26 protein-coding genes and 1 tRNA gene are annotated in these 25892 nt (G+C 62.2%); 16 read left to right on the top strand and 11 right to left on the bottom strand.

The genetic code is table 11. The annotated features are described in order from the left end of the window. Window positions 1-100 precede the first annotated feature (100 nt). Window positions 101-1315 (bottom strand): UbiH/UbiF family hydroxylase, encoded by a 1215-nt coding sequence (locus CK227_RS22955; RefSeq protein ID WP_095774440.1) that lies wholly within the window; start codon window positions 1313-1315, stop codon window positions 101-103. A 70-nt stretch (window positions 1316-1385) separates the two neighbouring features. Between CK227_RS22955 and CK227_RS22950 the strand changes: the two genes are divergently transcribed. From CK227_RS22950 to CK227_RS22915, 8 genes are all read left to right on the top strand, one after another. Further along, window positions 1386-2315: a DUF2182 domain-containing protein gene (locus CK227_RS22950; protein WP_095774441.1), complete on the top strand. Its 930-nt coding sequence runs from the start codon at window positions 1386-1388 to the stop codon at window positions 2313-2315. Between the two features lie 14 nt (window positions 2316-2329). Continuing rightward, window positions 2330-2944, top strand: a complete 615-nt coding sequence (locus CK227_RS22945; protein WP_095774442.1) for a DUF1326 domain-containing protein — start codon at window positions 2330-2332, stop codon at window positions 2942-2944. A 23-nt stretch (window positions 2945-2967) separates the two neighbouring features. Further along, complete coding sequence (pcsA, locus tag CK227_RS22940) at window positions 2968-3774, top strand: phosphatidylcholine synthase (RefSeq protein ID WP_179295971.1); 807 nt, start codon at window positions 2968-2970, stop codon at window positions 3772-3774. Window positions 3775-3802: 28 nt separating this feature from the next. Beyond that, on the top strand, window positions 3803-4780 hold the full coding sequence (locus CK227_RS22935; RefSeq protein WP_095774444.1) for a quinone oxidoreductase: 978 nt from the start codon (window positions 3803-3805) through the stop codon (window positions 4778-4780). A gap of 133 nt (window positions 4781-4913) precedes the next feature. Then, entirely contained in the window at window positions 4914-6491 is a 1578-nt protein-coding gene (locus CK227_RS22930; protein ID WP_179295963.1) for an ABC transporter ATP-binding protein, read from the top strand. Beyond that, window positions 6488-7618, top strand: a complete 1131-nt coding sequence (locus CK227_RS22925) for an ABC transporter permease (protein ID WP_095774445.1) — start codon at window positions 6488-6490, stop codon at window positions 7616-7618. The genes CK227_RS22930 and CK227_RS22925 overlap by 4 nt, the downstream gene beginning before the upstream one ends. Beyond that, a complete protein-coding gene (locus CK227_RS22920; RefSeq protein ID WP_095774446.1) occupies window positions 7618-8538 on the top strand; it encodes an ABC transporter permease in 921 nt (306 codons plus the stop codon). The genes CK227_RS22925 and CK227_RS22920 overlap by 1 nt, the downstream gene beginning before the upstream one ends. A gap of 51 nt (window positions 8539-8589) precedes the next feature. Then, window positions 8590-9657 carry a BMP family ABC transporter substrate-binding protein gene (locus tag CK227_RS22915; protein ID WP_095774447.1) on the top strand — a complete coding sequence of 356 codons (1068 nt, stop codon included), beginning with the start codon at window positions 8590-8592 and terminating at the stop codon, window positions 9655-9657. Between the two features lie 77 nt (window positions 9658-9734). On the opposite strand, the gene rimO is transcribed toward CK227_RS22915, so the two are convergent. From rimO to CK227_RS22880, 7 genes are all read right to left on the bottom strand, one after another. After that, complete coding sequence (gene rimO / locus CK227_RS22910; protein ID WP_095774448.1) at window positions 9735-11048, bottom strand: 30S ribosomal protein S12 methylthiotransferase RimO; 1314 nt, start codon at window positions 11046-11048, stop codon at window positions 9735-9737. A 164-nt stretch (window positions 11049-11212) separates the two neighbouring features. Continuing rightward, entirely contained in the window at window positions 11213-11899 is a 687-nt protein-coding gene (locus CK227_RS22905) for a TerC family protein (protein WP_095774449.1), read from the bottom strand. A gap of 185 nt (window positions 11900-12084) precedes the next feature. Continuing rightward, the gene (locus CK227_RS22900) at window positions 12085-12492 is read right to left on the bottom strand and encodes a DUF930 domain-containing protein (protein WP_179295962.1); all 408 of its coding nucleotides are present in this window, start codon (window positions 12490-12492) and stop codon (window positions 12085-12087) included. Between the two features lie 127 nt (window positions 12493-12619). Beyond that, on the bottom strand, window positions 12620-12883 hold the full coding sequence (locus CK227_RS22895) for a TfoX/Sxy family protein (protein ID WP_210202897.1): 264 nt from the start codon (window positions 12881-12883) through the stop codon (window positions 12620-12622). 88 nt (window positions 12884-12971) lie between these two features. Beyond that, complete coding sequence (locus CK227_RS22890; RefSeq protein WP_095774451.1) at window positions 12972-13643, bottom strand: DUF2161 domain-containing phosphodiesterase; 672 nt, start codon at window positions 13641-13643, stop codon at window positions 12972-12974. A gap of 67 nt (window positions 13644-13710) precedes the next feature. Continuing rightward, a complete protein-coding gene (locus CK227_RS22885; protein WP_095774452.1) occupies window positions 13711-14517 on the bottom strand; it encodes an alpha/beta hydrolase in 807 nt (268 codons plus the stop codon). Window positions 14518-14660: 143 nt separating this feature from the next. Further along, a complete protein-coding gene (locus tag CK227_RS22880; protein ID WP_095774453.1) occupies window positions 14661-15458 on the bottom strand; it encodes a sterol desaturase family protein in 798 nt (265 codons plus the stop codon). A 297-nt stretch (window positions 15459-15755) separates the two neighbouring features. Between CK227_RS22880 and CK227_RS22875 the strand changes: the two genes are divergently transcribed. Next, window positions 15756-15989 (top strand): hypothetical protein, encoded by a 234-nt coding sequence (locus CK227_RS22875; RefSeq protein WP_095774454.1) that lies wholly within the window; start codon window positions 15756-15758, stop codon window positions 15987-15989. Between the two features lie 312 nt (window positions 15990-16301). On the opposite strand, the gene CK227_RS36835 is transcribed toward CK227_RS22875, so the two are convergent. The 3 genes from CK227_RS36835 to CK227_RS22865 form a co-directional block, all read right to left on the bottom strand. Next, a complete protein-coding gene (locus CK227_RS36835) occupies window positions 16302-16460 on the bottom strand; it encodes a hypothetical protein (protein WP_179295961.1) in 159 nt (52 codons plus the stop codon). A 685-nt stretch (window positions 16461-17145) separates the two neighbouring features. After that, complete coding sequence (locus CK227_RS36250; RefSeq protein ID WP_143750515.1) at window positions 17146-17388, bottom strand: DUF680 domain-containing protein; 243 nt, start codon at window positions 17386-17388, stop codon at window positions 17146-17148. 225 nt (window positions 17389-17613) lie between these two features. Further along, window positions 17614-17703 (bottom strand) — tRNA-Ser (locus CK227_RS22865). Between the two features lie 275 nt (window positions 17704-17978). Here CK227_RS22865 and CK227_RS22860 point away from each other — a divergent pair. The 7 genes from CK227_RS22860 to CK227_RS22830 all read left to right on the top strand — a co-directional run bounded on the left by CK227_RS22860 (window position 17979) and on the right by CK227_RS22830 (window position 25509). After that, a complete protein-coding gene (locus CK227_RS22860) occupies window positions 17979-19202 on the top strand; it encodes a septal ring lytic transglycosylase RlpA family protein (protein WP_095774456.1) in 1224 nt (407 codons plus the stop codon). Between the two features lie 83 nt (window positions 19203-19285). Beyond that, a complete protein-coding gene (locus CK227_RS22855) occupies window positions 19286-20452 on the top strand; it encodes a D-alanyl-D-alanine carboxypeptidase family protein (RefSeq protein WP_095774457.1) in 1167 nt (388 codons plus the stop codon). Window positions 20453-20528: 76 nt separating this feature from the next. Next, a complete protein-coding gene (gene tmk, locus CK227_RS22850; RefSeq protein ID WP_095774458.1) occupies window positions 20529-21203 on the top strand; it encodes a dTMP kinase in 675 nt (224 codons plus the stop codon). Beyond that, entirely contained in the window at window positions 21200-22255 is a 1056-nt protein-coding gene (locus CK227_RS22845) for a DNA polymerase III subunit delta' (RefSeq protein WP_095774459.1), read from the top strand. The genes tmk and CK227_RS22845 overlap by 4 nt, the downstream gene beginning before the upstream one ends. 84 nt (window positions 22256-22339) lie before the next feature. Next, complete coding sequence (gene metG, locus CK227_RS22840; RefSeq protein WP_095774460.1) at window positions 22340-23893, top strand: methionine--tRNA ligase; 1554 nt, start codon at window positions 22340-22342, stop codon at window positions 23891-23893. After that, on the top strand, window positions 23893-24687 hold the full coding sequence (locus tag CK227_RS22835; protein WP_095774461.1) for a TatD family hydrolase: 795 nt from the start codon (window positions 23893-23895) through the stop codon (window positions 24685-24687). The genes metG and CK227_RS22835 overlap by 1 nt, the downstream gene beginning before the upstream one ends. Window positions 24688-24690: 3 nt before the next feature. Next, window positions 24691-25509: an MBL fold metallo-hydrolase gene (locus CK227_RS22830; protein WP_095774462.1), complete on the top strand. Its 819-nt coding sequence runs from the start codon at window positions 24691-24693 to the stop codon at window positions 25507-25509. Window positions 25510-25892 lie beyond the last annotated feature (383 nt).

The raw sequence follows: 25892 nt of genomic DNA, 5'->3' as shown, positions 1-25892 counted from the left end.
CAATTCAATCCCGAAGCGTTCGAGCGCCTTCAAGCTACGCAGAATGCGACGCAAAGGTTTTGATTGATGTCGCGATGTCGCGATAGAATCCGCAAAATCGCTACTGCTGCCGCATGGGTTTCCGCAGGCCGCCCGCGAGTGCTGCAAAACCACTGCCGGGGCGAAGCCCTTCGCGCATGAAGAAGGCGCGCAACGGTGCAAAGCCGCCGAGCACGCCGAGACCGGCGCCGCGTGCCATCTGCGCCGGCAGCATGTCGGAGAGCAGCGACATGTTGAGCAGGTTGACCGCGCTGCTGCGCGCCAGAATGTCGGGACGACGCTTGAAATCGTAGGCGGCAAGGACCTTGGCCGCGCCTGGATCTCCGCTATTTTCTTTTGCAATTCCAACCAGATCGTCAATATCCCTGATGCCAAGGTTGAGGCCTTGCGCACCGATCGGCGGGAACACATGCGCGGCTTCGCCGACAAGCGCCACCCTGTCCCGTGCGAAACGCAGGGGCGTCACGGTCGAAAGCGGATAGATCTGGCGGCCCGGCTCTACCGTCACCCGACCCAGCATCGACTGCATCTGCTGCTCGACCCGCAACGAGAGCGTTGCGTCATCCAGGGCGGCAAGCTCCTTGGCGGTCTCGGGCTTCACCACCCAGACGAGGCTTGAGCGATTGCCGGGCAACGGAACCTGAGTGAACGGACCGGTTTCGGTGTGGAACTCGGTCGAGGTGGAGGCGTGCTCACGGCTATGGCCGAAATTAAGCACGAGCGCGGCCTGCGGATAGGCGTGCGAGCCGGTCGAAATGCCTGCCGCCTCGCGCGCAGGCGACTGGCGACCATCGGCGGCGACCGCCAGTGACGCGCCAACCTCGCTGCCGTCGGCGAGGACGGCATGGGCCCGATCGGCATCGAGATGCCAGGTCCTCACCATCGACCTGCGCCATTCGATCCCGGAATGGGCGGCGACCTTGTCGGCAAGCGCCGGGCTAAGCACGCTGTTGGGCAGGTTCAGCCCGAACTGGTCCTCATCGATCTCGCTGGCGCGGAAGGTGACGACGGGGCTGCGGATCAGCCGGCTGGTCGCGTCGACGATGCGCATGACTTTCAAGGGAGCGGCCTTGGGCCTGATGACTTCGAGGACCTCGAGCCGCTCAAGCACTTTCAGGGCAGGGTTCATCAGCGCCGTGGTGCGGCCATCGGGGGCCGACGCCTCGGGCCCCACCAGCGTCACCGGGAAGCAGGCATCGGCAAAAGCAAGCGCCGCGATCAGTCCTGCCGGACCAGTGCCGGCAATCAGTATCGGCGCTGTTTCGTGATGCTCCAAGATCGGTTTCCGGCTTGCGATGCGAGGCGGGCCACCAGACCTGCCAGTCGAGAAGCATATAGGTCAGTTCATGCGGCTTGATCAACGCGGCGATTCGGCTCATTCGGGTGTCATGACCGGCCCCCAGGACGATTTCAGCCATCTCGACCGCGCCGGCCGCGCCACGGCTGATATTGCGCGCAACCCGCGTTTGACGGTCAATATCGTCGTCGGCGCCAGCATTCTGCTCGCCTGGTCGTCGCTGGCCACGATGGCGATTCGCGGCGCCGAGGCCAGGGGCAGCGCGCCCGGCGACATGCTCCTGCGCGGTCTGCCGCAGCTGCCGCTGCCCGATTTCCTGGAGCGGTTCTTCGCGCTCTGCCTGTCGCCGGCGCCGCTGGATGCAGGCATCGTCCCGCATGCCCTGGCGCTGATCCTGATGTGGTTCCTGATGGCGGTCGCCGCGATGCTGCCGTCGGCGGCACCGATGATCCGCACCTATTGTGAGATCGCCGATACGGCCCGGATCAAAGGCGAGCCGGTCGTCCATCCGCTGGTACTGGTTGCCGGCTATCTCGGTGTCTGGCTCGCCGCCTCGATGCTGTTTGCGGCGCTGACATTGGGCGTGCATGCATTCGCCGCGTCCGGCGAAATCTACGATCCGCTGCTTGGCGTTGCCGGGGCGCTTGCACTGCTGGTTGCAGGCCTCTACCAGTTCAGCGGCCTCAAGGAGGCCTGCCTGAAAAAATGCCGCAACCCGTTCTCGATCCTGTTTTCGAACTGGAGCGCCACGCCGATCCGCGTCTTCCGCCTTGGTGCCGTGCAAGGCGTCTGGTGCCTCGGCTGCTGCTGGGCGCTGATGCTGGTGATGTTCGCAGTCGGCGTGATGAACATCTTCTGGATGGCGCTGATCGGCGTGTTCACCCTGATTGAAAAACAAACCACGGGCCGTCTTCCAACCCGGCTGGCCGGTGCGATACTGCTTGTCTGGGCAGCCGCGCTGTTAGTAATCTCGTTGTGAGTGGGGGAAATTCAATGACAGATCAGGGCTGGGCAATGAAAGGAGAGCTCGTACTCTCCTGCAATTGCACGGTTTTTTGCCCTTGCGTGCTGTCGCTCGGCAGCCACCCTCCGACCGAGGGCTACTGCCAGACCTGGGCAGGTTTCCGTATCGATGCCGGCCATTTCGGCGAGGTCGACCTGTCCGGCCTCAACCTTGGGCTGATCATGGAAATCCCCGGCTACATGAGCCGTGGCAACTGGACCGCGGGCCTCTTCATCGACAAACGCGCCTCGATCTACGCGGTAAAGGCCTTGACGAGGATTTTCACCGGCAAGGCCGGCGGAACCACATCGCTGCTGTCGATCCTGGTCGGAAAATTCCTGGGTGTGGAACAGGTGCCGATCACCTATGAGACACGGGACAAGACGCGTATCTTCCAGATACCGAAGATCATCGATGGCGCGGTCACGCCAATCGCGGGCAAGGATCGCGAGAAGGATACGGTGATCACCAATTCGGAATACTGGATTGCACCGGAGATCATCGTGGCGAGGTCCGACAAGAGCAAGATGCGAGCCTTTGGCCGCAACTGGAATTTTGCCGGCCGCTCGGCCGAAATCTGCAAGCTGGATTGGCGGGGCCCGTGAGCAAGAACACATCGGCCAGGAACATGGCGGCACGGAAAGCCGCCAAGAAGCTCACGGACCGGATTCCGCGACCGAAGAAGAAGGTCACCTGGCCGCAGGCGAGGGCGTTCTCGGTCCATCTGCTGACGGCGTCAGGCTCGTTCCTCGCGTTCCTGTCGCTGGTGGCGGCGAGTGAGGAACGCTGGACGGCAATGTTCTGGTGGCTTGGGCTGGCGCTGTTCGTCGACGGCATTGACGGGCCTATCGCCAGGAAGCTCGAGGTCAAGGAAATCCTGCCGACCTGGTCGGGCGAGCTCCTCGACAACATCATCGACTACGTGACCTACGTGCTGATCCCGGCCTTCGCGCTCTACCAGCGCGGCTTCATGGGCGAGGGTCTGTCGTTCCTGTCGGCGGCAATCATCGTCGTCTCCAGCGCGATCTATTACGCCGACACCGGCATGAAGACGAAGGAGAATTTCTTCAAGGGCTTCCCCGTGGTCTGGAACATGGTGGTGTTCACGCTGTTCGTCATCGAGCCCGGACAATGGGTATCGTTCGCGGTGGTGGTGGTAGCCGGTATTCTGACCTTCATCCCCATCAATTTCATTCATCCGGTGCGGGTCGTGCGGCTGCGGCCCATCAATCTCACAATGACCCTTTTGTGGTGCGCCTTCGGCGCGCTTGCTCTCGCACAGGCGGCACTTGCCGCCTTCTACGACCAGATCGGAGTGTTGGGCGCACAGGTCAGCACCTTCATCAAGATCGGCATCACCATTACCGGGCTTTACCTGGCCTGTATCGGTGGCATCATGCAGTTCTTTCCAAATCTCGGCGCCAAAAAGGCCTGACGAGCCGCTCCCAGAGGAATCCCGGTCCATGTCCAAAGCTATCCGCATCCACGCCCATGGCGGCCCGGAAGTTCTGACCTATGAGGACGCCGATCCCGGCCAACCGGGTTCCGGGCAGATCCTGGTCAGGCATACGGCGATCGGCCTCAACTTCATCGATGTCTATCATCGCTCCGGCCTTTATCCGCCGCCCGGAGGCTTTCCTCTCATTCCGGGCAGCGAGGCCGCCGGCGTGGTGTTGCAGGTCGGCCAGGATATCGACTGGCTGAAGCCTGGAGACCGGATCGCCTATGCGGTAACGACAGGCGCCTATGCCGAGGAGCGCGTCATCGATGCCAGCCGGGTCGTCAAGGTTCCGGACGGCATCAGTGACGAACAGGCGGCCGCAATGATGCTGAAGGGCATGACCGCCGAATATCTCCTGCGCCGGACCTTCAAGGTGAAGGCGGGCGACACGATCCTGTTCCATGCCGCTGCCGGCGGCGTCGGGCTCATTCTCGGCCAATGGGCGAAACATCTGGGCGCAACCGTCATCGGCACTGCAAGCTCGACCGACAAGATCGAGCTCGCCAGGGCGCACGGCTTCGATCATGTCATCAATTACAGGGAGCAGGATTTCGTCGCCGGCGTCGCGGCCATCACCGGCGGCAAGAAATGCGACGTCGTCTACGATTCGGTGGGCAACGACACATTCCCGGCCTCGCTCGACTGCCTCAGGCCGCTCGGCATGTTCGTCAGCTTCGGCCAGTCGTCGGGACCGATCCCGCCCTTCTCGATGTCATTGCTGGCACAGAAGGGCTCGCTGTTCGCCACCAGGCCGACGCTGTTCGTCTACAACGCGAAACGCGAGGACCTCGACGCCTCCGCAGCCGCGTTGTTCAAAGTGGTGCTCAGCGGCGCCGTCAAGATCCAGATCAACCAGCGCTATGCGCTGAAGGATGCGGGCAAGGCGCATGCCGACCTCGAGGGGCGCAGAACCACAGGGACGACCATTCTCATCCCTTAGTCCCGCCGGGCTTGCTATCCCTTGAATTTCCGCTGAAATTCTTGAAGCTCTTTCAAGACGCGTGCCGCTTTCCGTTGAGAGCCGGCGGCGCCTACCATGTTTGCGGGAACACAGAACATATCTGGTGAACCAGATGGGAGGCACTGTGAGTGCAAATCACGATGGGGCGAACCTGCTCGAGGTTCGTGGCCTGACCAAGATATTCGGCACGCTGACGGCGTGCGACCATATCGATCTCAACATCGCCAAAGGTGAAATCCACGCGCTGCTCGGCGAGAACGGCGCCGGCAAATCGACGCTGGTCAAGATGCTGTTCGGCTCGCTGGAGCCCAATTCCGGCGAGATTTTCTGGAACGGCCAGGCGGCGCGGATCACCAGCCCGGGTGTCGCCAAGAAGCTAGGCATCGGCATGGTGTTCCAGCATTTTTCGCTCTTCGAGGCGCTGACCGCGGCCGAGAACATCGCGCTTTCCCTGGACGACGGCTCGCCCATCAGCAGCATCGCCGCCAAGGCGAGGGCGCTTTCCTACAGCTACGGCCTGCCGCTCGATCCGGATTCGCTGGTCGGCGACCTGTCGGTCGGCGAACGCCAGCGCATCGAGATCATCCGCTGCCTGCTGCAGACGCCGCAGCTCATCATCCTGGACGAGCCGACCTCGGTTCTGACGCCACAGGAAGCCGACAAGCTGTTCGAGACGCTGGAGCGGCTGCGCTCGGAAGGCAAATCGATCCTCTACATTTCGCACCGGCTGGAAGAGGTCAAGCGCATCTGCGACCGCGCCACCGTATTGCGGCACGGCAAGGTGGTCGGCCATTGCAATCCGCGCGAGGAGACAGCCGCCTCGCTCGCCCGCATGATGGTCGGCAATGAGGTGCAGGCCGTGGTGCGTGCCCCGGTCGAGGGGATCGAGACCGCGCAGCCGCTGCTTGAAGTCCGCGGTCTCACCCGCAAGCCGGCAACGCCGTTCTCCATTCCGCTCAAGAACATCAGCCTCAATGTCCGTGCCGGCGAGGTGATCGGCATCGCCGGTGTCGCCGGCAACGGGCAGGGCGAGTTCTTCGAATCCGTTTCAGGCGAAGTGTTGCAGCAGGATGCCGCCTCGGTGCGCATCCGCGGCAAGGATGCGGGTGGGCTGACCATCACCGGACGGCGCTTGCTGGGTGCCGCCTTCGTGCCGGAAGAGCGCCTCGGCCATGGTGCGGCGCCGCGCATGAAACTTTCGGAAAACCTTTTGCTGTCGCGCCATGCCACTGACGGCAAGGCGTTTGTCGGCACCGGTGGAATGGTCAAGAGCGGCGCCATTTACGCTGCCTCCCAACGCATCATCGAGGCGATGGACGTGCGCAAGAGCGCGCCGGATCCGGAAGCTGCGGCTCTTTCGGGCGGAAACCTGCAGAAATTCATCGTCGGCCGGGAACTCGACCGCCGGCCCAGCGTCATGGTGGTGAACCAGCCGACCTGGGGCGTCGACGCCGGCGCCGCCGCACACATCCGCCAGGCGTTGATCGAACTGTCGCGCAGCGGATCGGCGGTGCTGGTGATCAGCCAGGATCTCGACGAGCTGTTCGAAATTTCGGACGCGATCGCGGTCATGCACAATGGCGAATTGTCCAAGCCGATGCCGATCGCCGAAGCAACCTTCGAGAAGGTCGGCCTGCTAATGGGCGGCGCCGAGCCCGGCCACGCCGAACATACGCTGGAGACGGCATGATGCGCCTCGAACTCGTCAAACGCCCGCAGCGCTCCGCGCTGTTTTCAGCCCTGTCGCCGTTCATCGCCTTCGCCCTGACGATCATCGCCGGTGCCATTCTGTTCGCTCTGCTCGGCGTCAATCCGCTGACCGCGTTCCGGATCTATTTCATCGAACCGATCAGCCAGGTCTGGCAGTTGCATGAACTGGCGATCAAGGCGGCACCGCTGATCCTGATCGCGGTCGGCCTGTCAGTCTGTTACAAGGCCAACATCTGGAACATCGGCGCCGAGGGCCAGTTTATTTTCGGCGCCATCTTCGGCTCGGCCATTCCGGTGCTGTTTCCGCAATTCGAAGGCCCGCTGGTGTTGCCGCTGATGCTTTTGCTCGGCATGGTCGGCGGCGCGGCCTATGCGGCGATACCCGCGTTTCTGAAGACCCGCTTCAACACCAACGAGATCCTGACCAGCCTGATGCTGGTCTATGTCGCCCAGCTCTTCCTCGACTGGCTGGTGCGCGGCCCATGGCGCGATCCGCAGGGCCATGGTTTCCCGCAGACGATCCAGTTCGGCGACTCCGCCGTGCTGCCGGAACTGATGCCGGACGCCGGACGTGCCAACTGGGGCTTTGTCTTCGCGCTGGTTGCCGCGGTGCTGATCTGGATCCTGATGGGTCGCATGCTCAAGGGCTTCGAGGTGCGTGTGCTGGGTTCCAGCCCGCGGGCAGGGCGCTTTGCCGGTTTCGGCCTCAGCCGCATGGTGTTCTTCGCCTTCTTGCTGTCGGGCGCGCTGGCCGGACTTGCCGGCATTTCTGAAGTCTCCGGCGCCATTGGACAATTGCAGCCGGTGATTTCGCCCGGATACGGCTTCACCGCCATCATCGTGGCGTTCCTCGGCCGCCTCAATCCGCTCGGCATCATCGCCGCGGGCCTGGTTCTGGCGCTGACCTATCTCGGCGGCGAGGCGGTGCAAAGCGCGCTCGGCATTTCCGACAAGGTGGCGCGGGTGTTCCAGGGCATGCTTTTGTTCTTCGTGCTCGGCTGCGACACGCTCATCCACTACCGCATCCGCCTGATCGGCCTGGCGCTGACGGAACAAGAAGGCGCGGCAAAGCTCGACGCTGCACCGAAGTTGAAGGAAGCCCGCTGATGGACATCACCGTCAACATCCTCCTGACCATCGCGACGGCGGCGACACCGCTGTTGATCGCTGCGATCGGCGAACTGGTGGTCGAGCGCTCCGGCGTGCTCAATCTCGGCGTCGAAGGCATGATGATCATGGGTGCGGTCGGCGGCTTCGGGGCCGGCTATCTGACCGGCTCGCCCTGGATCGGCCTTTTGGCGGCGATCGCCATGGGGGCGCTGTTCTCGCTGCTGTTCGCCGTCATGACGCTGTCGCTGGCCACCAACCAGGTGGCGACCGGCCTGTCGCTGACGCTGCTCGGCCTCGGCCTCTCCGGCATGATCGGCACGAGCTTCGTCGGCCAGCCCGGTGTCAGGCTGCCCAATCTCGACATTCCAGGCCTGAGCGCCATCCCGGTCGTGGGCAAGCTGCTGTTCGGCCAGGATCCGGTGTTCTACATCTCGATCGTGCTGACCGCCGCCGTCATGTGGTTCCTGTTCAAGACGCGGACCGGGCTGACGCTGCGCTCGATCGGCGACAGCCACACCTCGGCGCACGCACTCGGCATCAAGGTCATCCGCTACCGCTATCTCTCGGTGATCTTCGGTGGGGCCTGCGCCGGTCTTGCCGGCGGCCATCTGTCGCTGGTCTACACGCCGCAGTGGGTCGAGAACATGACCGCGGGCCGCGGCTGGATCGCGCTGGCGCTGGTGGTGTTCGCGTCGTGGCGGCCGTGGCGGGTGCTGGCCGGTGCCTACATCTTCGGCGCGGTGTGGATCGGCCAGCTTCATGCACAGGCTTTTGGCATTCCGGTGCCCTCGCAGATGCTTTCTTCTCTGCCCTATCTGGCAACCGTCGTGGTTCTCGTTCTAATCTCGCGCAACAAGCGTCTGACGATGATGAACACGCCGGCATCCCTGGGGCAGCCATTCGTTCCGGATCGTTGACAAAAACAAAAAGACGGGAAGCTCCAAGGCTTAACACAGAGAGGTAACACGATGAAAAAACTGCTTATTGCCCTGATGACGACGACAGCGGCACTGTCGCTGGCCGCGTCCGCGGAGGCTGCCGAAAAGTTGAAGGCCTGCTGGGTCTATACCGGCCCGATCGGCGATTTCGGCTACTCCTACCAGCACGACCAGGGCCGGCTCGAAGTCGAGAAGGCGCTCGGCGACAAGGTCGAGACCGCCTATCTGGAGAACGTCTCCGAAGGTCCCGATGCCGACCGTGCTTTCGAGCGTCTGGCGCGCGAAGGCTGCAAGCTGATCTTCGGCACCTCTTTCGGCTTCATGGATGCCGAGGTGAAGGTCGCCAAGAAGTTTCCGAAAGTGATGTTCGAGCACGCCACCGGCTACAAGACCGGTGACAATCTCGGCATCTACAACGCACGCTTCTACGAAGGCCGTTATGTGCTCGGCCAGATCGCCGCCAAGGAATCGAAGTCCGGCGTTGCCGGCTACATCGTCTCCTTCCCGATTCCCGAAGTGGTGATGGGCATCAACTCCTTCATGCTCGGCGCGCAGTCGATCAACCCGAACTTCAAGGCCAAGATCGTCTGGGTCAATTCGTGGTTCGATCCGGGCAAGGAAGCCGACGCCGCCAAGGCGCTGTTCGATCAAGGTGCCGACATCATCGTCCAGCATACCGATTCGACCGCCGCCCTGCAGGTCGCCGAGGAGCGCAAGCTGCATGGCTTTGGCCAGTCGTCCGACATGATCAAGTTCGCGCCGAACGCGCAGCTGACCTCGCTGACCGACGAATGGGGTCCGTACTACATCAGCCGCGTGCAGGCAGCCATCGATGGCACCTGGAAGCCGGACAATGTGTGGCTCGGCATCAAGGACGGCGCGGTCAAGCTCGCGCCCTACACCAACATGCCCGACGACGTGAAGGCGATGGCCGAGGCAACCGAGAAGAAGATCGCCGGCGGCTGGAACCCCTTCACCGGACCGATCGCCAAGCAGGACGGTACACCGTGGCTCAAGGACGGTGAAGTCGCCGATGACGGCACACTGCTCGGCATGAATTTTTACGTGAAGGGCGTCGACGACAAGCTGCCGCAGTAAGCGGCGCATCACATTTCGAACAGGAAAGGGCGCCGCGAGGCGCCCTTTTCATTTGCCGGGAGAAAGTGACGGAACGCTCAGACGGCCGAACCGTAGAGGTCGTAGGCGTCGGCGCGCTCGATCTTGACGGTGACGATGTCACCGGCACGCATCGGGCGGCGCGACTGGATATGGACCGAGCCATCGATCTCGGGCGCGTCGTATTTGGTGCGGCCCTTCGCCGAATTGCCATGGGCTTCGTCGATCAGTACCGGTAGGCGCTTGCCGACCTTCCTGGCCAACTGCGTCGCCGAAATTTTCTGCTGACGCTGCATGAAGCGGTGCCAGCGTGCTTCCTTGACGTCCTGCGGTACCTGTTCGAGGCCGAGGTCGTTGGATCGGGCGCCCTTGACCGGTTCGTATTTGAAGCAGCCGGCGCGGTCGATCTTGGCCTCGTCCAGCCAGTCGAGCAGCATCTCGAAATCCTCATCCGTCTCGCCGGGGAAGCCGACGATGAAGGTCGAGCGGATAGCGAGATCCGGGCACACGTCACGCCAGCCGCGAATGCGCTCCAGCGTCTTTTCGCCATGTGCCGGACGGCGCATGTTTTTCAGCACTTGCGGCGAGGCATGCTGGAACGGGATATCCAGATAGGGAAGGATTTTTCCTTCGGCCATCAGCGGGATGACGTCGGCGACATGCGGGTAGGGGTAGACATAGTGCATGCGCACCCAGATGCCGAGCTTGCCCAACTCCTCGGAGAGATCGAGGAATTTCGCGCGCACTTCGCGGTCGCCGAACATCGACGTCTGGTACTTGATGTCGATGCCGTAGGCGCTGGTGTCCTGCGAGATGACGAGGAGTTCCTTGACGCCTGCCTTGGCCAGTTTTTCGGCTTCGCGCAGCACATCGGCGGCCGGGCGCGAAACGAGATCGCCACGCAGGGCGGGAATGATGCAGAAGGTGCAGCGGTTGTTGCAGCCTTCCGAGATCTTCAGGTAGGCGTAGTGGCGCGGCGTCAGCTTGACGCCCTGCGGCGGCAGCAGGTCGATATACGGATCATGCGAGGGCGGGGCTGCCTCATGCACGGCTGCCATGACGCTCTCATAGGCCTGCGGCCCGGTGATCGCCAGCACATTGGGATGCTTTTCGCGGATCACCTCCGGCTCGGCGCCGAGGCAGCCGGTGACGATGACCCTCCCGTTTTCCGAAAGCGCGGAGCCGATGGCGTTGAGCGACTCGTCGCGGGCGGAATCGAGGAAACCGCAAGTGTTGACCACGACGAGATCGGCGCCGTCATGCTTGCGGGCGATCTCATAGCCTTCGGCGCGCAGGCGCGTGATGATGCGCTCGGAATCCACGAGCGCCTTCGGACATCCAAGGCTAACGAAACTGACGCGAGGGGCGGACATAGGCAAGCTTCCAATGGGGGCACGGGCCGAAACGCTGGTCCGGCCTCAAATCGCTGTAAATGTCGGTCTATGGCGCATGGCAGGAGCCAATACGCGCGGCGCAATAGCATGGGTTGCGCAATCAAGCAAACCGGCCGACGGGCTGGTCCGCGCCATCGGATGGCTCAGTGGCCCCCGGATCCGAACCAAGGCGCCAGGAAGGCGAAGTGCTCGGGGAATTGCTGCACGGCCCCGTCAAGCAGCATCTTGACCGCGACATAGAGGATGATTGCCAGGCCGACATAGGCAATCCAACGGTATTTGTGCAGCAGGCGCGCGACGAACGACGCGGCAAAGCCCATCAAGGCGATCGACAGGGCCAGTCCGATGATCAGCACCGTCGGATGGTTCATGGCCGCGCCGGCCACGGCCAGGACATTGTCGAGCGACATCGACACGTCGGCAATGACGATCTGCCAGGCGGCCTGTGAGAAGGTCTTGCCGGATCCCTTGCCGCCGATGACGCCGTCCTTGTCGAAATCGCCATTCGACAGCGCTTCGGTCGCGTCGCGCTCCTCATCCTGGCTGACGCGCAATTCGCGCCACATCTTCCAGCAGACCCACAGCAAAAGCAGGCCGCCGGCGATCAGCAGCATCGGGCCGATGGTCAGCAGCCATTGCGTGATCAGGGCGAAGAAAATGCGAAGCACGGTGGCCGCCGCGATGCCGACCAAAATGGCGCGCTTGCGCTGGGCGGCGGGCAGGCCGGCCGCCGCGAGGCCGATGACGATGGCATTGTCGCCCGCAAGTGCAAGGTCGATAGCGATGACTTGAAAAAGAGCCGATATGCCCGCGGCGGTAAATATTTCCATCGACCGGGAAGCCCTTCGCCGAGTGTTCGTTGTCGATTGTCCAGACGGGCCTAAAGGCATGGTCCGCTGGCGTCAAGACGCCGCGACGGACACCACTGGAAAACCACTTTCGTGGCAGGGGTATTACAGGGGATTCTTAGCCGCTGCCGGCACGTGAGCCAAAGCCTACGCAAGCCCGCGAAAAACTAATCGTAGAGATTGTACTTCGCCCAGTCGGCTTCCGGAATTTCGTCGCCGATCCGGTAGCGCAGCTGCAGGACTTCCATATGGTCCGGCCCGGTCTGGCATTTGAATTTCAGTCGGTACCACTGTCCTTTGCTGCGGAATGCCGCACCCGGACTCCTGATCGCATCGGCGCTCATCTCGGGCGTCGCAAAGGCGTAGGCGACGACCCGGTCGGCCTTGAACTTGCGATCATCGTGGGTGATCCGGTCCAGGACTTCGGCATCGCACCGCTGTTCGAGGCGTGTTTGCGGGTCAAGTTTCATCAGCCCGGCACGCAAAGCATTGTCCATCGCGCTGGCCGGGAAAGTCAGCGTCAGGGACGCAATGGCCATCATGCAGAGTGTCTTCATGGGCGGGACTAGCAGCATGTTTTGTCTGAAAAATCAACCAAAGGACCCGGCAGGTTCCCGTGTTCAGGCGGCCCTCGCGTTCAAAATCCCGTGTCGTGTTTCGTCGTCGGACCGAATTCCTGGTGAACGTTTGGAGCGCCGTCCTCTAAGACTTGGCCGCGCCAACCTGTTGTCGGAGAAACGCCTTTGTGTCCGGTTTGAGATCCCGCCAATCGCAATCGGATAATGCAGCTTCCATCGCATAGAGCGCGAGGATCGTCACATGTCGGCCAAATCGAAACTTTAGGCGACGATAGGCTTCGACCGAGCCAAGATGGCGCAAATCCTCATCGTCGATAATGTCGATTTCCGCCAACATCCGCGCCGTCGCCGGTCCAAGATTTCGCATGCCCTGAATGCGTACCGTCATCATGCCTCCCTGTCAGAAAGTTGATCGGAACGTCCGTTTGATCGGCAAATCCTGCGCGAACTGGATGACGGCTAGAGCACGTTCACGGTCATCCCGCCGAACTGTCCGAGGCCTGCGGCCAACGGATCAACGAGGCGCGGCCGGCGTCGGTGAGGTCGTAGACGCCGCGATCGACGCGCGCGAACCAGCCATAGACATTGTGCTGCAGGATTTTCGGCGCGATCGGCGTCAAGGCCTTCAGATCGCGTGGTCGTTTGGGTCCGTCCGCCATCGCGGCCGCACAGGTGAGGGCACTCTGGCGATAGGCGGTCATGATCGGATTGCGCGATCCTCCACCGGCGACAGGATCGCCGCGGCGGCGCTGGTGCTCGTCGACAAGGCGTGAGCGTCGCCGTGCATTCCTGCGCGGCTCCGGCGCGGCGGGACTGACAAGCACCTCGACCTTGTCGTTGGCTGTCACGCCAAGCACGCCGAAGCCAAGCCGGCGGCAGAGGTTGCGGAACCGGGCGTCGCTTTCACGTCCCTTGCCCCGGGCCGACATGCGCGCCGCCAGCCAGACTTCGTCGCAAGCGGCCGCACGGTCGACGCCCTGCAGCACCAATTCCAGATTGAATTGCAGCTTCAACTCGCAGATGACGACGATTGGCGGCTCACCGTCGCGCAGCGCGACGATGTCGCAGCCGCCGATCTCGCCCTTCACGACGAAGTCGAGGCTTTCGAGGAACCGCTTCACCGGCGCATAGAGTGAGGTCTCGTTCATGCCGCAAGGCTTAGCCGATTCGACAAAAAAAGCCTTCCGGCATCGGCGCGCGCTGCGCACCGAGCTCTCAAGAATGCATTTTTTCGAGGAAGGCCAGCAGCACGCTGTTGAACTGCCCGGGCAGTTGCAGCGGTGCGAAATGGCTGACGTCGGGCAGGATTATCAATTGCGATGCCGGGATGCTGCGGGCCAGATAGCTCGCGTGCTCGTGTCTGATGAACTCGTCATGCTCGCTTTGAACGATCGCCACGGGCACGCGCGTCCGCGCCAGGTCGGCGGCGGTGTAATTGGGTTCGGACTTCATCATCAGGCCGACGGCTTCGACGAATGCGTCGAACTGGTCCGGGGTCGCCGACAATTCGGCATAGTCCCTGGCATGCCGGCTGAAACAGCGATCGATGACCGGACTGGGCTCGAATTCCCTGGTGCCGCTCGGATCCATGTTGCAGCCGAAGAAGAACACGCCGGTGATGCGGTCGGCGGCTTTCATGCCGAGGATCAGGGCAACGCAGGCGCCATCGCTCCAACCCACCATAGCCGCCTTTTTCAAGTGCAGCCTGTCCATCACGGCCAGGACATCGGAAGCCATCAGTTCATATTTGTACGGCCGCTCGTCGCGGCTGCTGCGCCCATGGCCACGGCTGTCGATCACCACGACCCGATAGCCGGCCTTGACCAGCGCGGGGACCTGAAATCCCCAATTGCCGCTGTGACCGAGGCCGCCATGCAGCAGGATCACGGGGAGGCCGGCGCCAAACGTGGCGTACCAGATTTCGGCGCCATCATGTGCCACCCGGCCTTCGTCCCTTGCGGCCGGCAGGGGCGTCGCGCCATGCGCTTCGAATTTCCTGAGATCGTCATCGTGATGGTCCATGCCGGGAATGCCTCGAGGCGAACGCGCAGGACCCACAATTATTGCCGGTATCAGCCAAAGCCAACCCGCGACGCAACGTCTGCTGCCACCTGGCGACACCGCCGGTTTCGAGCGGCGAAAGACCTGCGTGTCGGTGTCAGCCGTCAGGCTTCGGTGCTCGGCACTGGACGGTTCGATCGCTTCTCGTCCGGCAGGAGCGGATAGCTGACCTGCCCGAAATAGCTGGAGGGGATCGGATCATCGACGCCGTATTTTTCCGGCACCTTGTCGCCAGTGGCATTGTAGGTGCCGAACACCATGTCGAGGACAGGCAATTGCCCGGCGAAGTTCTTGTCATAGGCCTCGCGCTGGTTGGCATGGTGCCAGCGATGGAACTGCGGGCTGGCGATCAGCCACTTCAAGGGACCGAACGGAATCCGCACGTTCGAATGAACGAGCAGCGTGTGCCAGAAGTAGATGACCGAAAAGACGGCGATCGAGGCTTCGGAGAAGCCGAGGAAAAAGATCGGCGTCAGCGACAATGCCTTTGTGAGGATGGCATCGACCGGGTGGGAGTGAAAAGCGCCGAGCCAATCCAGTTCCTCAATGCCGTGGTGTACCGCATGGAATTTCCAAAGCGCCGGGATCGTGTGGAAAGCCCGGTGTGCCCAGTAGACGCCGATATCGGTGATCACGATGATTTCGGGAACCTGCAGCCAGACGGGCTGGCCGCCAACGGTCTGCGTGATTGATTGCGGAACGAGGATCGCAGCGGCTTCGAGTGTGTTGGCCGCGATCAGAACGATGACCAATTTTACGATGAGGCCATTGAACAGCATATAGATCAGATCGACACCCAGGCCCTTGCGCAGGACCTTCTGGGGCCGTTCGTGAAACAGATGTTCGAACGGAATGAAGATCAGCGCGCAGATCAACAGCCCCTTGATGCCAAATATATCCATTCGCTCGCCTCTATTGCCTAGCCTGGCCAGCACCGCACGCGCCTCAGCTTCCGAACAGAACCACATTTCTCCTTTCCAAAGGCTTGATGCCGGCGTCTGACCAGAGTGTCACATCGGTGTCGCAACCGGGCGATATGAAGATAAGGCGCGGTCGGCGAACGCAGCGCGTGCCGTGCGTCCTCCCAGGACTAACCCCTCCGGTTCCCTGCCGGTGGGGTTTTCTATTTCAGCTACCATCTTGGCAGTCGCGAATTATCCTTGCTATCGTGGTCTACGGTCAGCACAGGACACCCCGTCATGGACGCAAGTGAAATGAGCGCGATCGGCGACACCCTCATGAGGATCGTCACGCCCGACATGTCTCCCAAACAGCTTGTCAAGGCAGCCCAAAAAGCGCACCCCAAGGCCTCGAAGACGGACATCGCCAGAGCGGCCTTCTTTTCGATCATCGCAAATGCGGATCAGGACATCGGCAAGGCCAAGAACCTTCAGGCATTCGCCATCGCGGAGCGTACCCAGCCGTCGGATTGAGCAATCGCCTGGCATTGCACGGGCCTGTCGTCGCCGCACGCGCTCATCGCCGTGGATAGGCCGCCCGGCAAACCGACATTATGGTGTCGCCCCAACGGCTGGATCGAACGCCCGACCAGTTCGCGGATCAGCGCCTGGATCCGTGCGGTCTTGGCTCGGCCCGCATCACCCCCGCCAACGTGATGCAGGCGCCATTTGACGCGGGCCGACCAACTAAGGTCATGCCGAACGTTGGCCAGCGGCCGCGCGGGCTGCCACGATTGCAACCACAGGAAAAACCTGGGCGCGTAAAGCATCTAGGCGCTGGCTCTCTCAAGCCCGTTTATTAGCCCTCGAAAGGATTTCACGCGACCGCTCTATAAGCCTACGGTTCCGCTCGATGAGTTCCTGAGTTTCCTTAATGCGGATGAGGCTTTGCCGCTCCCGTTCATCGAACTCAACCGGCTTTTTGGTGTCGTCGATCTGTTGCATGCAATGGCCGCCTTTAAATCGTTGCGCGTCCGCCTGCATTAGAAACTCGCGAGGGGTGGAACTGTTCCTCGGCAAGCAACAGAGCGTGGCAGAGGCTTCGGCGGTGGGAGGGATGCTTCGCCGGTGTAGGACGGAGCCTTTGGCCGCTGGGCCGCTAGTAGTCCGGCCAGCGAGCGTTTCTGCGGGCCGCGCTGTCGGCCTGATCTACACGCCAAGAACTTGCTAATATTCGACTGGAGGCGCAAGATTTTCTGACACATGAGGCTCTTTTTGATCGCACTCGTTGTCGCTCACAACTGGTATACCGGCTACCATGATCCGGTCACCGGATATGAATGCTGCGACGACAAGAAGGATTGTAGGGTCATTAGCTCGCGCTATGTGGAGCCGCTACCGGGCGGCGATTTCAATATCCGCACGGGTCCAAGAGTCGATACTTCATCCCCAAGAACCGCGTCCTAGAGAGCGAAGACAACCAATATCACATCTGCACGTCTTCCCCGAATATGACCATCCGCTGCTTCTTTGCGCCGCACACGGAAGTCAGTCGATAGCGAGGAGGTGGCTGAGGCCACACGATGAGCCGGGAGGAAGTCATATCCGCCTACGCGGCACGGGAGTGGCCGATGCAGACCCACAGTAGCCCGCTGCCTAACAGTTACGGGCCTTCCGCGTTATGGAGCGCCTAGAGTCCGAATGAGGGAGTCCAAGGGTTGGTATCGTACCCAAGGTGCGGCTTAGGACTACTTGAATCGGCCTGTGGTGAAATGGCCGTACCGGTTGCCGCACAGTCCAATTTCGCGGCAACTGCAGCCTTGATCGAAAGGCCGGCACACGCGTCGGCAATGACCTTTGCCTTCTTGTCGTGCGCCATGGCGGCGCTCGACGCGGCAAGCACAATTGCCGCGCAAAGAATAGCGGTTTTCATTAGATGCCCCTCTTTTAGCAAAAGCTAATAAGAAGTTAACGCTGCGGAAGGGTTACCGTCAATCACAGATCATTGGTCCACCGAAGTCGAGGTCAGCGTGGATCGAAACGGGGGCGAACTCTTAGCCCGCCGGCTCGGCTTCCCGGCTTTTTATGTAGGGGATTGGGGCAAAAGTTACGGCAAGGCCCATCCCATAACCCTAACCATTTGTTTTTATTGATATTGTGGCGGAGGGAGTGGGATTCGAACCCACGGTGAACTTGCGCCCACGCCGGTTTTCAAGACCGGTGCCTTAAACCGCTCGGCCATCCCTCCAGTGACATCAGTCACATGCGACTGCTCTAGTGTGCCCGGCAAAGGCCTGTCAACCGGCATGCGTGGCCGCGCCTGTTCCTTCACTGAACCATGCAGCAGGGAAGCGCCACAATCTTGCCCGGTTCCGGCCACAATCAATTAATACCGTGATAAACAATTCCTGTGCACAAAGGATCGGGGTTCAGGGTGCCGTTGGTATTGTCGAGCGAGTGCTTTGCCTCCTCTGCTGTTCATGCGACGGCGTCTTGATTGAGACTGTAGGGGATTTCAGGATAATGCAGGCTACGACGCGCCCGCGTCTTCGTCGCGCTTCCACGCTTACGCTGTTGGCTGCGTCGGCTGCCTTGCTGGCGGCTTGCGCGTCGCAGCCCGAGCCGAAGGCGATGGTCAATTCCAAGCATCGCTCCAAGGAATATTTCGCCGAAACCGAATATGGCGTGAAGGCGAGCCCGCGCGCTGGCTTCATGCGGCGCGGCGGTGGTCGCGACCAACTCGGCAAACCTTACCAGGTGCGCGGCAAGTGGTACTATCCCAAGGAAGATCGGCACTACGCCAAGGTCGGCCTGGCCTCGTGGTATGGCGACGCCTTCCATGGCCGACTGACCGCCAATGGCGAAGTCTACGACATGACGCATCTGACGGCCGCGCATCCGACCATGCCGCTGCCCAGTTACGCCCGTGTCACCAACCTCGAAACCGGCAGTTCGGTCATCGTGCGCGTCAACGACCGCGGACCGTATCATGAGGGCCGCATCATCGACGTCTCGGAGCGCGCGGCGCAGATGCTCGATTACGACAAGGTGGGCACGGCGAAGGTCAAGGTCGAATATGTCGGTCGCGCGCCGCTCGATGGCAATGACGACCAATATCTGATGGCCTCCTATCATCCCGGCAACAGGATTCCGGATCCGTCGGATGGCCTGCCGACCGGCGTCATGGTGGCCATGAACGGACCGTCGCCAAGCCTGCCGGTGGGCGCGGCCGCCGTGCCGTTCCCCGGTCAGCTGACGGATTCAAGCGAGGCCGCGCAACCGTCTTTGTCGGCGCAGGCGCCGGCTTTCGGCGACCTGGCGCTGCCCGATTTCGGACCGATCGTGCCGGAGCGTCCGGAGATCGGCCTGCCGCCGCAGTCGCCGTTCGCGGTGGCCTCGCTGTCCTATGCGGATGAACGCGTGCAGCGCGCCGACGTCTTTGCCGCGCTGGATGATAGCGGCATGTCACCCGCCGATATCCTGCGGTCGTGGCAAAAGTCCAATCCGCAGGCGTCACCGTCCAGCGCCGACTATGTCGCCGCCGGCACGTTCGACGACGCCACCGAAGCCAAGCGCGTGGCAACGGCACTTCAGCCCTTCGGCCGAACGGAAATCCAGCGTTCCGACCTCGACGGCAATGACTGGTACGCGGTCAATCTCTATCCGAACGGCCATGGCGGCCTGGACGAATTGCTGCAGGCGGCATGGTCGCACGGCGCACCCGATGCGCTGGCTGTGCGCAACTGATCTATTTTGCCCGGGCGGTTGATCCGGCGGAAAAAACCCTGATAGCTTGGCTGTGCCAAAACCGGCAAACGGGTCGAGATTTCATGCAGTTGCGCGCCTTTCCGCCATTTGCCGGCTTTCTGGGACTGGCCTTACTGCTGCTTTGCCTCGCACCAGCCCAAGCGCAGCTTTTCGAGACCAAGGCCACACAAGCCTTCATGATCGATGCCGACACCGGCACGGTGCTGTTCTCGAAAGACGCCGACAAGCCGATCCCGCCGGCCTCGATGGCCAAGCTGATGACCATGGAGGTGGTTTTCAACGCCATCAAGTCCGGGCGCCTCAAGCTCGACGACACGTTCGTGGTCAGCGAAAACGCCTGGCGCAAGGGCGGCGCGCCATCGGGCACGTCGACGATGTTTGCCAAGCTCAAATCCGCGATCCGGCTCGAAGACCTGATCCAGGGCGTGACGGTGCAGGCGGCCAATGACGGCTGCATTGTCATCGCCGAAGGCATGGCCGGCTCCGAGGACAATTTTGCCGCGCAAATGACCGAGCGCGCCCGCCAGATCGGGCTCAAGACATCGACCTTCGTCAATTCGACCGGCCTGCCGGCCGACGGCCAGCAGACGACGGTGCGCGAGCTGGCGCAGTTGGCGCTGCATTTGTGGCGCGATTATCCGGATTTCTATCGCTACTACGGGCTGAAGGATTTCACCTGGAACAAGATCTCGCAGAGGAACCGCAATCCGTTGCTGGCAATGGACATCGGGGCCGACGGTCTGGCTGTCGGCGCGAGCGAGGTCTCGGGCTTCGGTATTGTCGCTTCGGTCGGCTACAACGGCACGCGGGTGATCATGGCGATGAGCGGGTTGGCCAACGACAAGGAGCGTGCCGAGGAGGCGCGCAAGCTGCTCGACTGGGGCGCGCGCTCCTTCGAGAAGACGGAGATCTTCGCCAAGGACGAGGTCGTCGGCGAGGCCCAGGTTTTCGGCGGTGCGAAATCCGGCGTGACGCTGAAGGCAAAAGGGCCGATCGACATCTTCCTGCCGATCACCAACCGCGACAAGCTGACGGCCAGGATCGTCTACACCGGGCCGGTTGCGGCGCCCGTGGAGGAGGGCCAGCCGGTGGGGGCGCTGCGCGTCTGGATCGGCGACACGCTGAGCCAGGAGACGCCGCTTTTCGCTGCTGAATCGATCGGCGTCGGCACTTTGCCGCAGCGCGCGCTCGATGCCGTCAAGGAACTGGCGATCGGCTGGCTGCGATAGCACCGATGGCATGGACGTTTTCCCGAACGCGGACTATCTAGAGCGCAACAATCCACCTGGACAAAGGCCCTTTCGATTGGCGCGCGGATTTTTCATCACCTTCGAAGGCGGCGAGGGCGCAGGCAAGTCGACGCAGATCGAGCGGCTGGCGAGAAAGATGCGCGCCAAGAAGTATGATGTCCTGCTGACGCGCGAACCGGGCGGCTCGCCGGGTGCCGAAGCGGTCCGGCATGTGCTGCTTTCGGGTGCCGCCGAGCCATTCGGACCGAAGATGGAGGCGCTGCTCTTCGCCGCCGCGCGCTCCGACCATGTCGAGCAGGTCATCCGGCCGGCGGTCGAGCGCGGCTCCATCGTGCTTTGCGACCGTTTCCTTGATTCCTCGCGCGTCTACCAGGGCGTCACCGGCGGGATCGACTCGGCGTTCATGGCCACGCTGGAACAGGTCGCCATCAATGGCATGATGCCCGATATGACGCTGATCTTCGATATCGATCCAGCCGAGGGCCTCAGGCGCGCGACGCTGCGACGCGGCAGCGACGCCGACGCCGACCGCTTCGAAAAGGAGACGCTGGCCATTCATCAGGCCCGCCGCGAGGCCTTTCTGGCGATCGCCGCTGCCGAGCCGGAACGCTGCATCGTCGTCGATGCTTCCGCCGATCCCAATACGGTGGAGGACGTCGTCACCGCGGCCGTCTTCGCGGCGCTGGAGGCGAGGGCGCCCGCGCGCAACAGGCAGGCAGCACCCGTATGATCTTCGAACGCATCGCGCCGGAACAGCATGATACGCTGGACGGCGTTCCCGAACCCTCCGAAACGCCCCGTCTGGTCGGGCACAGGCAGGCAGCGGAAATGCTCGCCGCCGCCTATCGATCGGGAAAGCTGCCGCATGCGCTGATCTTCGCCGGACCGGTCGGCATCGGCAAGGCGACGATGGCCTTCCACCTGGCGCACCATCTCTTGAAGCACCCGGCCTTCGGGCAGGCGCCGGAAAGCCTTGCCAGTCCCGATCCGGCCTCACCGCTGTTTCGCCAGATCGCGACCGGGGCGCATCCGGGCGTGCTGCATCTGACCCGGCCGATGAACGACAAGACCAAGAGCTTCAAGACGGTCGTCACCGTCGACGAGATCCGCCGGGTCAGCCGCTTCCTGTCGATGACCTCGCATGACGGCAGCTACCGGGTCGTCATCGTCGATCCGGCCGACGACATGAATGCCAACGCCGCCAATGCCTTGCTGAAGAATCTTGAGGAGCCGCCGGCGCGAACGCTGTTCATTCTCATCGTCCATGCGCCGGGCAGCCTGCTGCCGACGATCCGCTCACGCTGCCAGGTGATACGCCTGACACCGCTCGACGCCGACGAGTTGATGGCGGTGCTGGAAACAGCCGAGCCGCCGCCGCCGGACGATCCGGCCGCGCGGGCAGCACTGGTCGAGCGGGCAGGGGGCAGCGCCCGCAGCGCGATCCTTTTGACGCAATATGGCGGGTTGGAGATCGCCTCGACGCTCGACGCGCTGGTTGCGAAGGGAAAAAACGACATCGGCGGCGCCTATCGGCTCGCCGAAGCCGTCGCCGGCCGCGACCAGGCGATCCAGTTCGATATCTTCAACCGCCGGGCGCTCGACCTTTTGTCGGATGCTGCAAGCCAGGCCGCGCTCGCAGGCGACCTCGCAAGGGCGAAAACGCTGTCGGACACTTGGCATGAGGCGCTGGACGCTATATCTGAGACCGACACCTACAATCTCGACAAAAAGCAGCACGCCTTGATCATGATCGACCGCCTGAATTCTGCGATGCGAATGTGACGGCCTCCACCGGGATGGCAATCGCCATTCCGATGCGATATCCACCGCCACGGCTTCCATTCAGACATTCATGACGGTTCATTCATGTCACGCGACACATTCTACATCACGACCGCGATTTCCTATCCAAACGGCAAGCCGCATATCGGACATGCCTACGAGCTGATCGCCACCGACGCGCTTGCGCGCTTCCAGCGCCTCGACGGCAAGCAGGTCTTCTTCCTCACCGGTACCGATGAGCACGGCATCAAGATGCTGCAGACGGCGAAGCGCGAAGGCATTTCGGCGCGCGCGCTGGCCGATCGCAACGCGGCCGATTTCAAGCGCATGGCGACCGCGCTCAACGCCTCCAACGACGATTTCATCCGCACCACGGAAGAGCGGCACTATGCCTCCTCGCAGGCGATCTGGAAGGCGATGGACGCCAATGGCGACATCTACAAGGGCGGCTATGCCGGCTGGTACTCGGTGCGCGACGAAGCCTATTACGGCGAGGAGGAGACGGAGGTCCGTCCCGACAATGTCCGCTACGGACCGCAGGGAACGCCGGTCGAATGGGTCGAGGAAGAGAGTTATTTCTTCCGCCTCTCGGCCTACCAGGACAAGCTCATTGCGCTTTATGAAAGCCAGCCGGACTTCATCGGCCCGGCCGAGCGCCGCAACGAGGTGATGAGTTTCGTCAAATCGGGACTGAAGGATCTGTCGATCTCGCGCACGACCTTCGACTGGGGCGTGCCTGTGCCGGGCGACGACAAGCATGTGATGTATGTCTGGGTCGACGCATTGACCAATTACATCACCGGTGTTGGCTATCCCGATGAAAACGATGAGAAATGGCGCTTGTGGCCGGCCGATGCGCACATCATCGGCAAGGACATTGTGCGTTTCCATGCGGTTTACTGGCCAGCCTTCCTGATGTCGGCCGGCATCCCGCTGCCGAAGCGGGTTTTCGGCCACGGCTTCCTGTTCAACCGCGGCGAGAAGATGTCGAAATCGGTCGGCAACGTCATCGACCCGTTCACCATGATCGAGCATTACGGTCTCGACCAGGTGCGCTACTTCTTCCTGCGCGAGGTGCCGTTCGGCCAGGATGGCAGCTACAGCCATGAAGCGATCGTCAACCGCACCAACGCCGATCTTGCCAATGGCCTCGGCAATCTGGCGCAGCGGTCGCTGTCGATGATCGCCAAGAACTGCGGCGGCGTGGTGCCGAAGCGCGGCGATTTGACGGAAGCCGACAGCGCGATCCTGGATCAGGCGGTGACCGCTCTCGCCACCGCGCGCAAAGCCATGGCCGGGCAAGGCATTCATTTGGCACTGGCGGCGATCTTCGATGTGGTGGCGGAAGCCGATCGATACTTCGCAGGACAGGCACCATGGGCGCTGAAGAAAACCGATCCGGAACGCATGGAAACGGTGCTGTGGACGACCGCCGAACTGGTGCGGCGCGTGGCGGTGCTGTGCCAGCCCTTTATCCCTGGATCGGCAGCGAAGCTGCTCGACCTGCTGGCGGTGCCCGCGGACAAACGTGATTTCGCGCATGTCCACGCCGACCATGCGCTGGTGCCGGGCACTGCCTTGCCGGTGCCGGAAGGCGTGTTTCCACGTTACGTCGAACAGCCGGGCACGAACGCCTGATGCTTGTCGACAGCCACTGCCATCTGGATTTTCCAGATTTCGCCGAGGAGCGGGCGGCCATTGTCGCCCGCGCCAAGGCGGCCGGAATTGGCCGTATGGTAACGATCTCAACCCGTGTGAAGCGGTTTCAGCAAATACTTGAAATCGCGGAGACTTTCGACGATGTCTATTGCTCGGTCGGCACCCATCCGCACAATGCGGAGGAAGAGTTGGACGTGACGGCGGCGGAGCTGATCCGCCTGTCGGCACACCCGAAGGTGGTGGCAATCGGCGAAGCGGGGTTGGATTATTTCTACGACAAGGCGCCGCGCGATGCGCAGGCGCAGGGCTTTCGCAATCACATTGCCGCCGCTCGCGAGACCGGCCTGCCTCTCGTCATCCATTCGCGCGATGCCGATGACGACATGGCAGCCATTCTAGAGGACGAAACAGGGAAGGGCACCTTCCCCTTCATCCTGCATTGTTTCTCCTCCGGACGCCGGCTGGCCGAGGTGGGCGTCTCGCTCGGCGGCTACGTGTCGTTCTCGGGCATACTGACCTTCAAGAACTCTGCCGAACTGCGCGTCATCGCCGCCGGCGTGCCGCATGACCGCCTGCTCGTCGAAACCGACGCACCCTATCTGGCGCCGATCCCGTTTCGCGGCAAGCGCAACGAGCCTGCCTATGTCGCGCACACCGCCAAGGTGCTGGCGGAGACGATTGGTGTCAGCGAAGCTGAAATCGCGGATCTGACAACGAACAATTTCTTCCGCCTGTTCGGCAAGATGCCGCGACCTGCTGAGCTGAGCGCCTGAGCGATGACCGACCGGCTGCGCCTCACCATTCTGGGCTGCGGCTCGTCGCCAGGTACGCCGCGCATCACCGGCGACTGGGGCAATTGCGACTCGACCAATCCGAGGAACCGGCGCATGCGCACGGCAGCGCTGGTCGAACGGATTGCGGCCAATGGCGGCCGTACCACCGTGGTCATCGACACCGGGCCGGATTTCCGCGAGCAGATGCTGCTTGCGTCGGTCAAACGCATCGACGCGGTCGTCTACACGCACCCACATGCCGACCATATTCACGGCATCGACGATCTGCGCGGCTATGTGCTCGAGCAGCGCCACCTGATCGACATCCATGCCGACCAGCCGACGATGCTGCGCCTGCGGCAGGCGTTCGGCTATTGCTTCGAGACGCCGCCGGGCAGTTCTTATCCGCCGATCGTGCGGGCGCATATCATCGACCACGCAATGCCTGTCATGATCGAAGGCGAGGGGGGTGCCCTCGCCCTCGAACCGCTGCCGCAGATTCATGGCGACATCATCTCGCTCGGCTTCCGCATTGGAGGGCTGGCCTATTGCCCTGATATCAGCGACTTTCCCGACGCCACCGCCGAGCGGCTGCGCGGCCTGGAGATGCTGGTCATCGACGCGTTGCAGTACAACCCCCATCCCAGCCATCTGTCGCTCGGCCAGGCGCTCGGCTGGATCGAAAAGCTGACACCGAGGAAGGCCGTACTGACCCACATGCACGTGCCGCTCGACTATGCCACGGTCAAGGGCGAACTGCCGGCCAACGTCACCCCGGCCTATGACGGCATGGTGATCGAAATTCCCTTTGAATCAGCGTGATACGAACGGGCTCTGATGAAGGTGCTCTGCGTTTTGGGGCGAATATCAGCAGCGTTCACATCCGTTCATAGCCCGTCATGCACGAACACTTCAATCGGCCAGTTCGATCTCCACGCTTTGCTATCATCATTCGCGCAGCGTCGGCCGTTAGCTCAAGGCAACACGCCCCGATCGAGCCAAATCCATGAAAATCAACGGCAATTTCCAGATGCTGGCCAACAGATAAGTTCCATAATCTATCTTATGCGACTTGCGGATGTAGGAGCTAAGTTAAAATGTCCGGGTTTGGCAAAGTAGGAATGTCGCTCCTGCTTGTGCGCTGCCAATCTCTCCGCCTTCGACGGTGCGGGAGATTGCAACTTGGGACTTGTTCTGATGAGCGA

The sequence above is a fragment of the Mesorhizobium sp. WSM4308 genome (assembly GCF_002294905.1).
Lineage (GTDB): Bacteria > Pseudomonadota > Alphaproteobacteria > Rhizobiales > Rhizobiaceae > Mesorhizobium.
This window is presented reverse-complemented; position numbering and strand designations above follow the sequence as displayed.

What these genes read in the sequence shown, in the direction of transcription:
- CK227_RS22880 (WP_095774453.1), bottom strand. Translation starts at nt 15,458, where the DNA reads ATGGATATATTTGGCATCAAGGGGCTGTTGATCTGCGCGCTGATCTTC.
- CK227_RS22915 (WP_095774447.1), top strand. Translation starts at nt 8,590, where the DNA reads ATGAAAAAACTGCTTATTGCCCTGATGACGACGACAGCGGCACTGTCG.
- CK227_RS22835 (WP_095774461.1), top strand. Translation starts at nt 23,893, where the DNA reads ATGCTTGTCGACAGCCACTGCCATCTGGATTTTCCAGATTTCGCCGAG.
- CK227_RS36835 (WP_179295961.1), bottom strand. Translation starts at nt 16,460, where the DNA reads ATGCAACAGATCGACGACACCAAAAAGCCGGTTGAGTTCGATGAACGG.
- CK227_RS22845 (WP_095774459.1), top strand. Translation starts at nt 21,200, where the DNA reads ATGATCTTCGAACGCATCGCGCCGGAACAGCATGATACGCTGGACGGC.
- CK227_RS22860 (WP_095774456.1), top strand. Translation starts at nt 17,979, where the DNA reads ATGCAGGCTACGACGCGCCCGCGTCTTCGTCGCGCTTCCACGCTTACG.
- CK227_RS22905 (WP_095774449.1), bottom strand. Translation starts at nt 11,899, where the DNA reads ATGGAAATATTTACCGCCGCGGGCATATCGGCTCTTTTTCAAGTCATC.
- CK227_RS22945 (WP_095774442.1), top strand. Translation starts at nt 2,330, where the DNA reads ATGACAGATCAGGGCTGGGCAATGAAAGGAGAGCTCGTACTCTCCTGC.
- CK227_RS22930 (WP_179295963.1), top strand. Translation starts at nt 4,914, where the DNA reads ATGGGAGGCACTGTGAGTGCAAATCACGATGGGGCGAACCTGCTCGAG.
- CK227_RS22935 (WP_095774444.1), top strand. Translation starts at nt 3,803, where the DNA reads ATGTCCAAAGCTATCCGCATCCACGCCCATGGCGGCCCGGAAGTTCTG.
- CK227_RS22830 (WP_095774462.1), top strand. Translation starts at nt 24,691, where the DNA reads ATGACCGACCGGCTGCGCCTCACCATTCTGGGCTGCGGCTCGTCGCCA.
- CK227_RS22875 (WP_095774454.1), top strand. Translation starts at nt 15,756, where the DNA reads ATGGACGCAAGTGAAATGAGCGCGATCGGCGACACCCTCATGAGGATC.
- rimO (WP_095774448.1), bottom strand. Translation starts at nt 11,048, where the DNA reads ATGTCCGCCCCTCGCGTCAGTTTCGTTAGCCTTGGATGTCCGAAGGCG.
- CK227_RS22890 (WP_095774451.1), bottom strand. Translation starts at nt 13,643, where the DNA reads ATGAACGAGACCTCACTCTATGCGCCGGTGAAGCGGTTCCTCGAAAGC.
- metG (WP_095774460.1), top strand. Translation starts at nt 22,340, where the DNA reads ATGTCACGCGACACATTCTACATCACGACCGCGATTTCCTATCCAAAC.
- CK227_RS22885 (WP_095774452.1), bottom strand. Translation starts at nt 14,517, where the DNA reads ATGGACCATCACGATGACGATCTCAGGAAATTCGAAGCGCATGGCGCG.
- CK227_RS22950 (WP_095774441.1), top strand. Translation starts at nt 1,386, where the DNA reads ATGCGGCTTGATCAACGCGGCGATTCGGCTCATTCGGGTGTCATGACC.
- pcsA (WP_179295971.1), top strand. Translation starts at nt 2,968, where the DNA reads ATGGCGGCACGGAAAGCCGCCAAGAAGCTCACGGACCGGATTCCGCGA.
- CK227_RS22895 (WP_210202897.1), bottom strand. Translation starts at nt 12,883, where the DNA reads ATGACGGTACGCATTCAGGGCATGCGAAATCTTGGACCGGCGACGGCG.
- CK227_RS22920 (WP_095774446.1), top strand. Translation starts at nt 7,618, where the DNA reads ATGGACATCACCGTCAACATCCTCCTGACCATCGCGACGGCGGCGACA.
- CK227_RS22925 (WP_095774445.1), top strand. Translation starts at nt 6,488, where the DNA reads ATGATGCGCCTCGAACTCGTCAAACGCCCGCAGCGCTCCGCGCTGTTT.
- CK227_RS22900 (WP_179295962.1), bottom strand. Translation starts at nt 12,492, where the DNA reads ATGCTGCTAGTCCCGCCCATGAAGACACTCTGCATGATGGCCATTGCG.
- CK227_RS36250 (WP_143750515.1), bottom strand. Translation starts at nt 17,388, where the DNA reads ATGAAAACCGCTATTCTTTGCGCGGCAATTGTGCTTGCCGCGTCGAGC.
- CK227_RS22855 (WP_095774457.1), top strand. Translation starts at nt 19,286, where the DNA reads ATGCAGTTGCGCGCCTTTCCGCCATTTGCCGGCTTTCTGGGACTGGCC.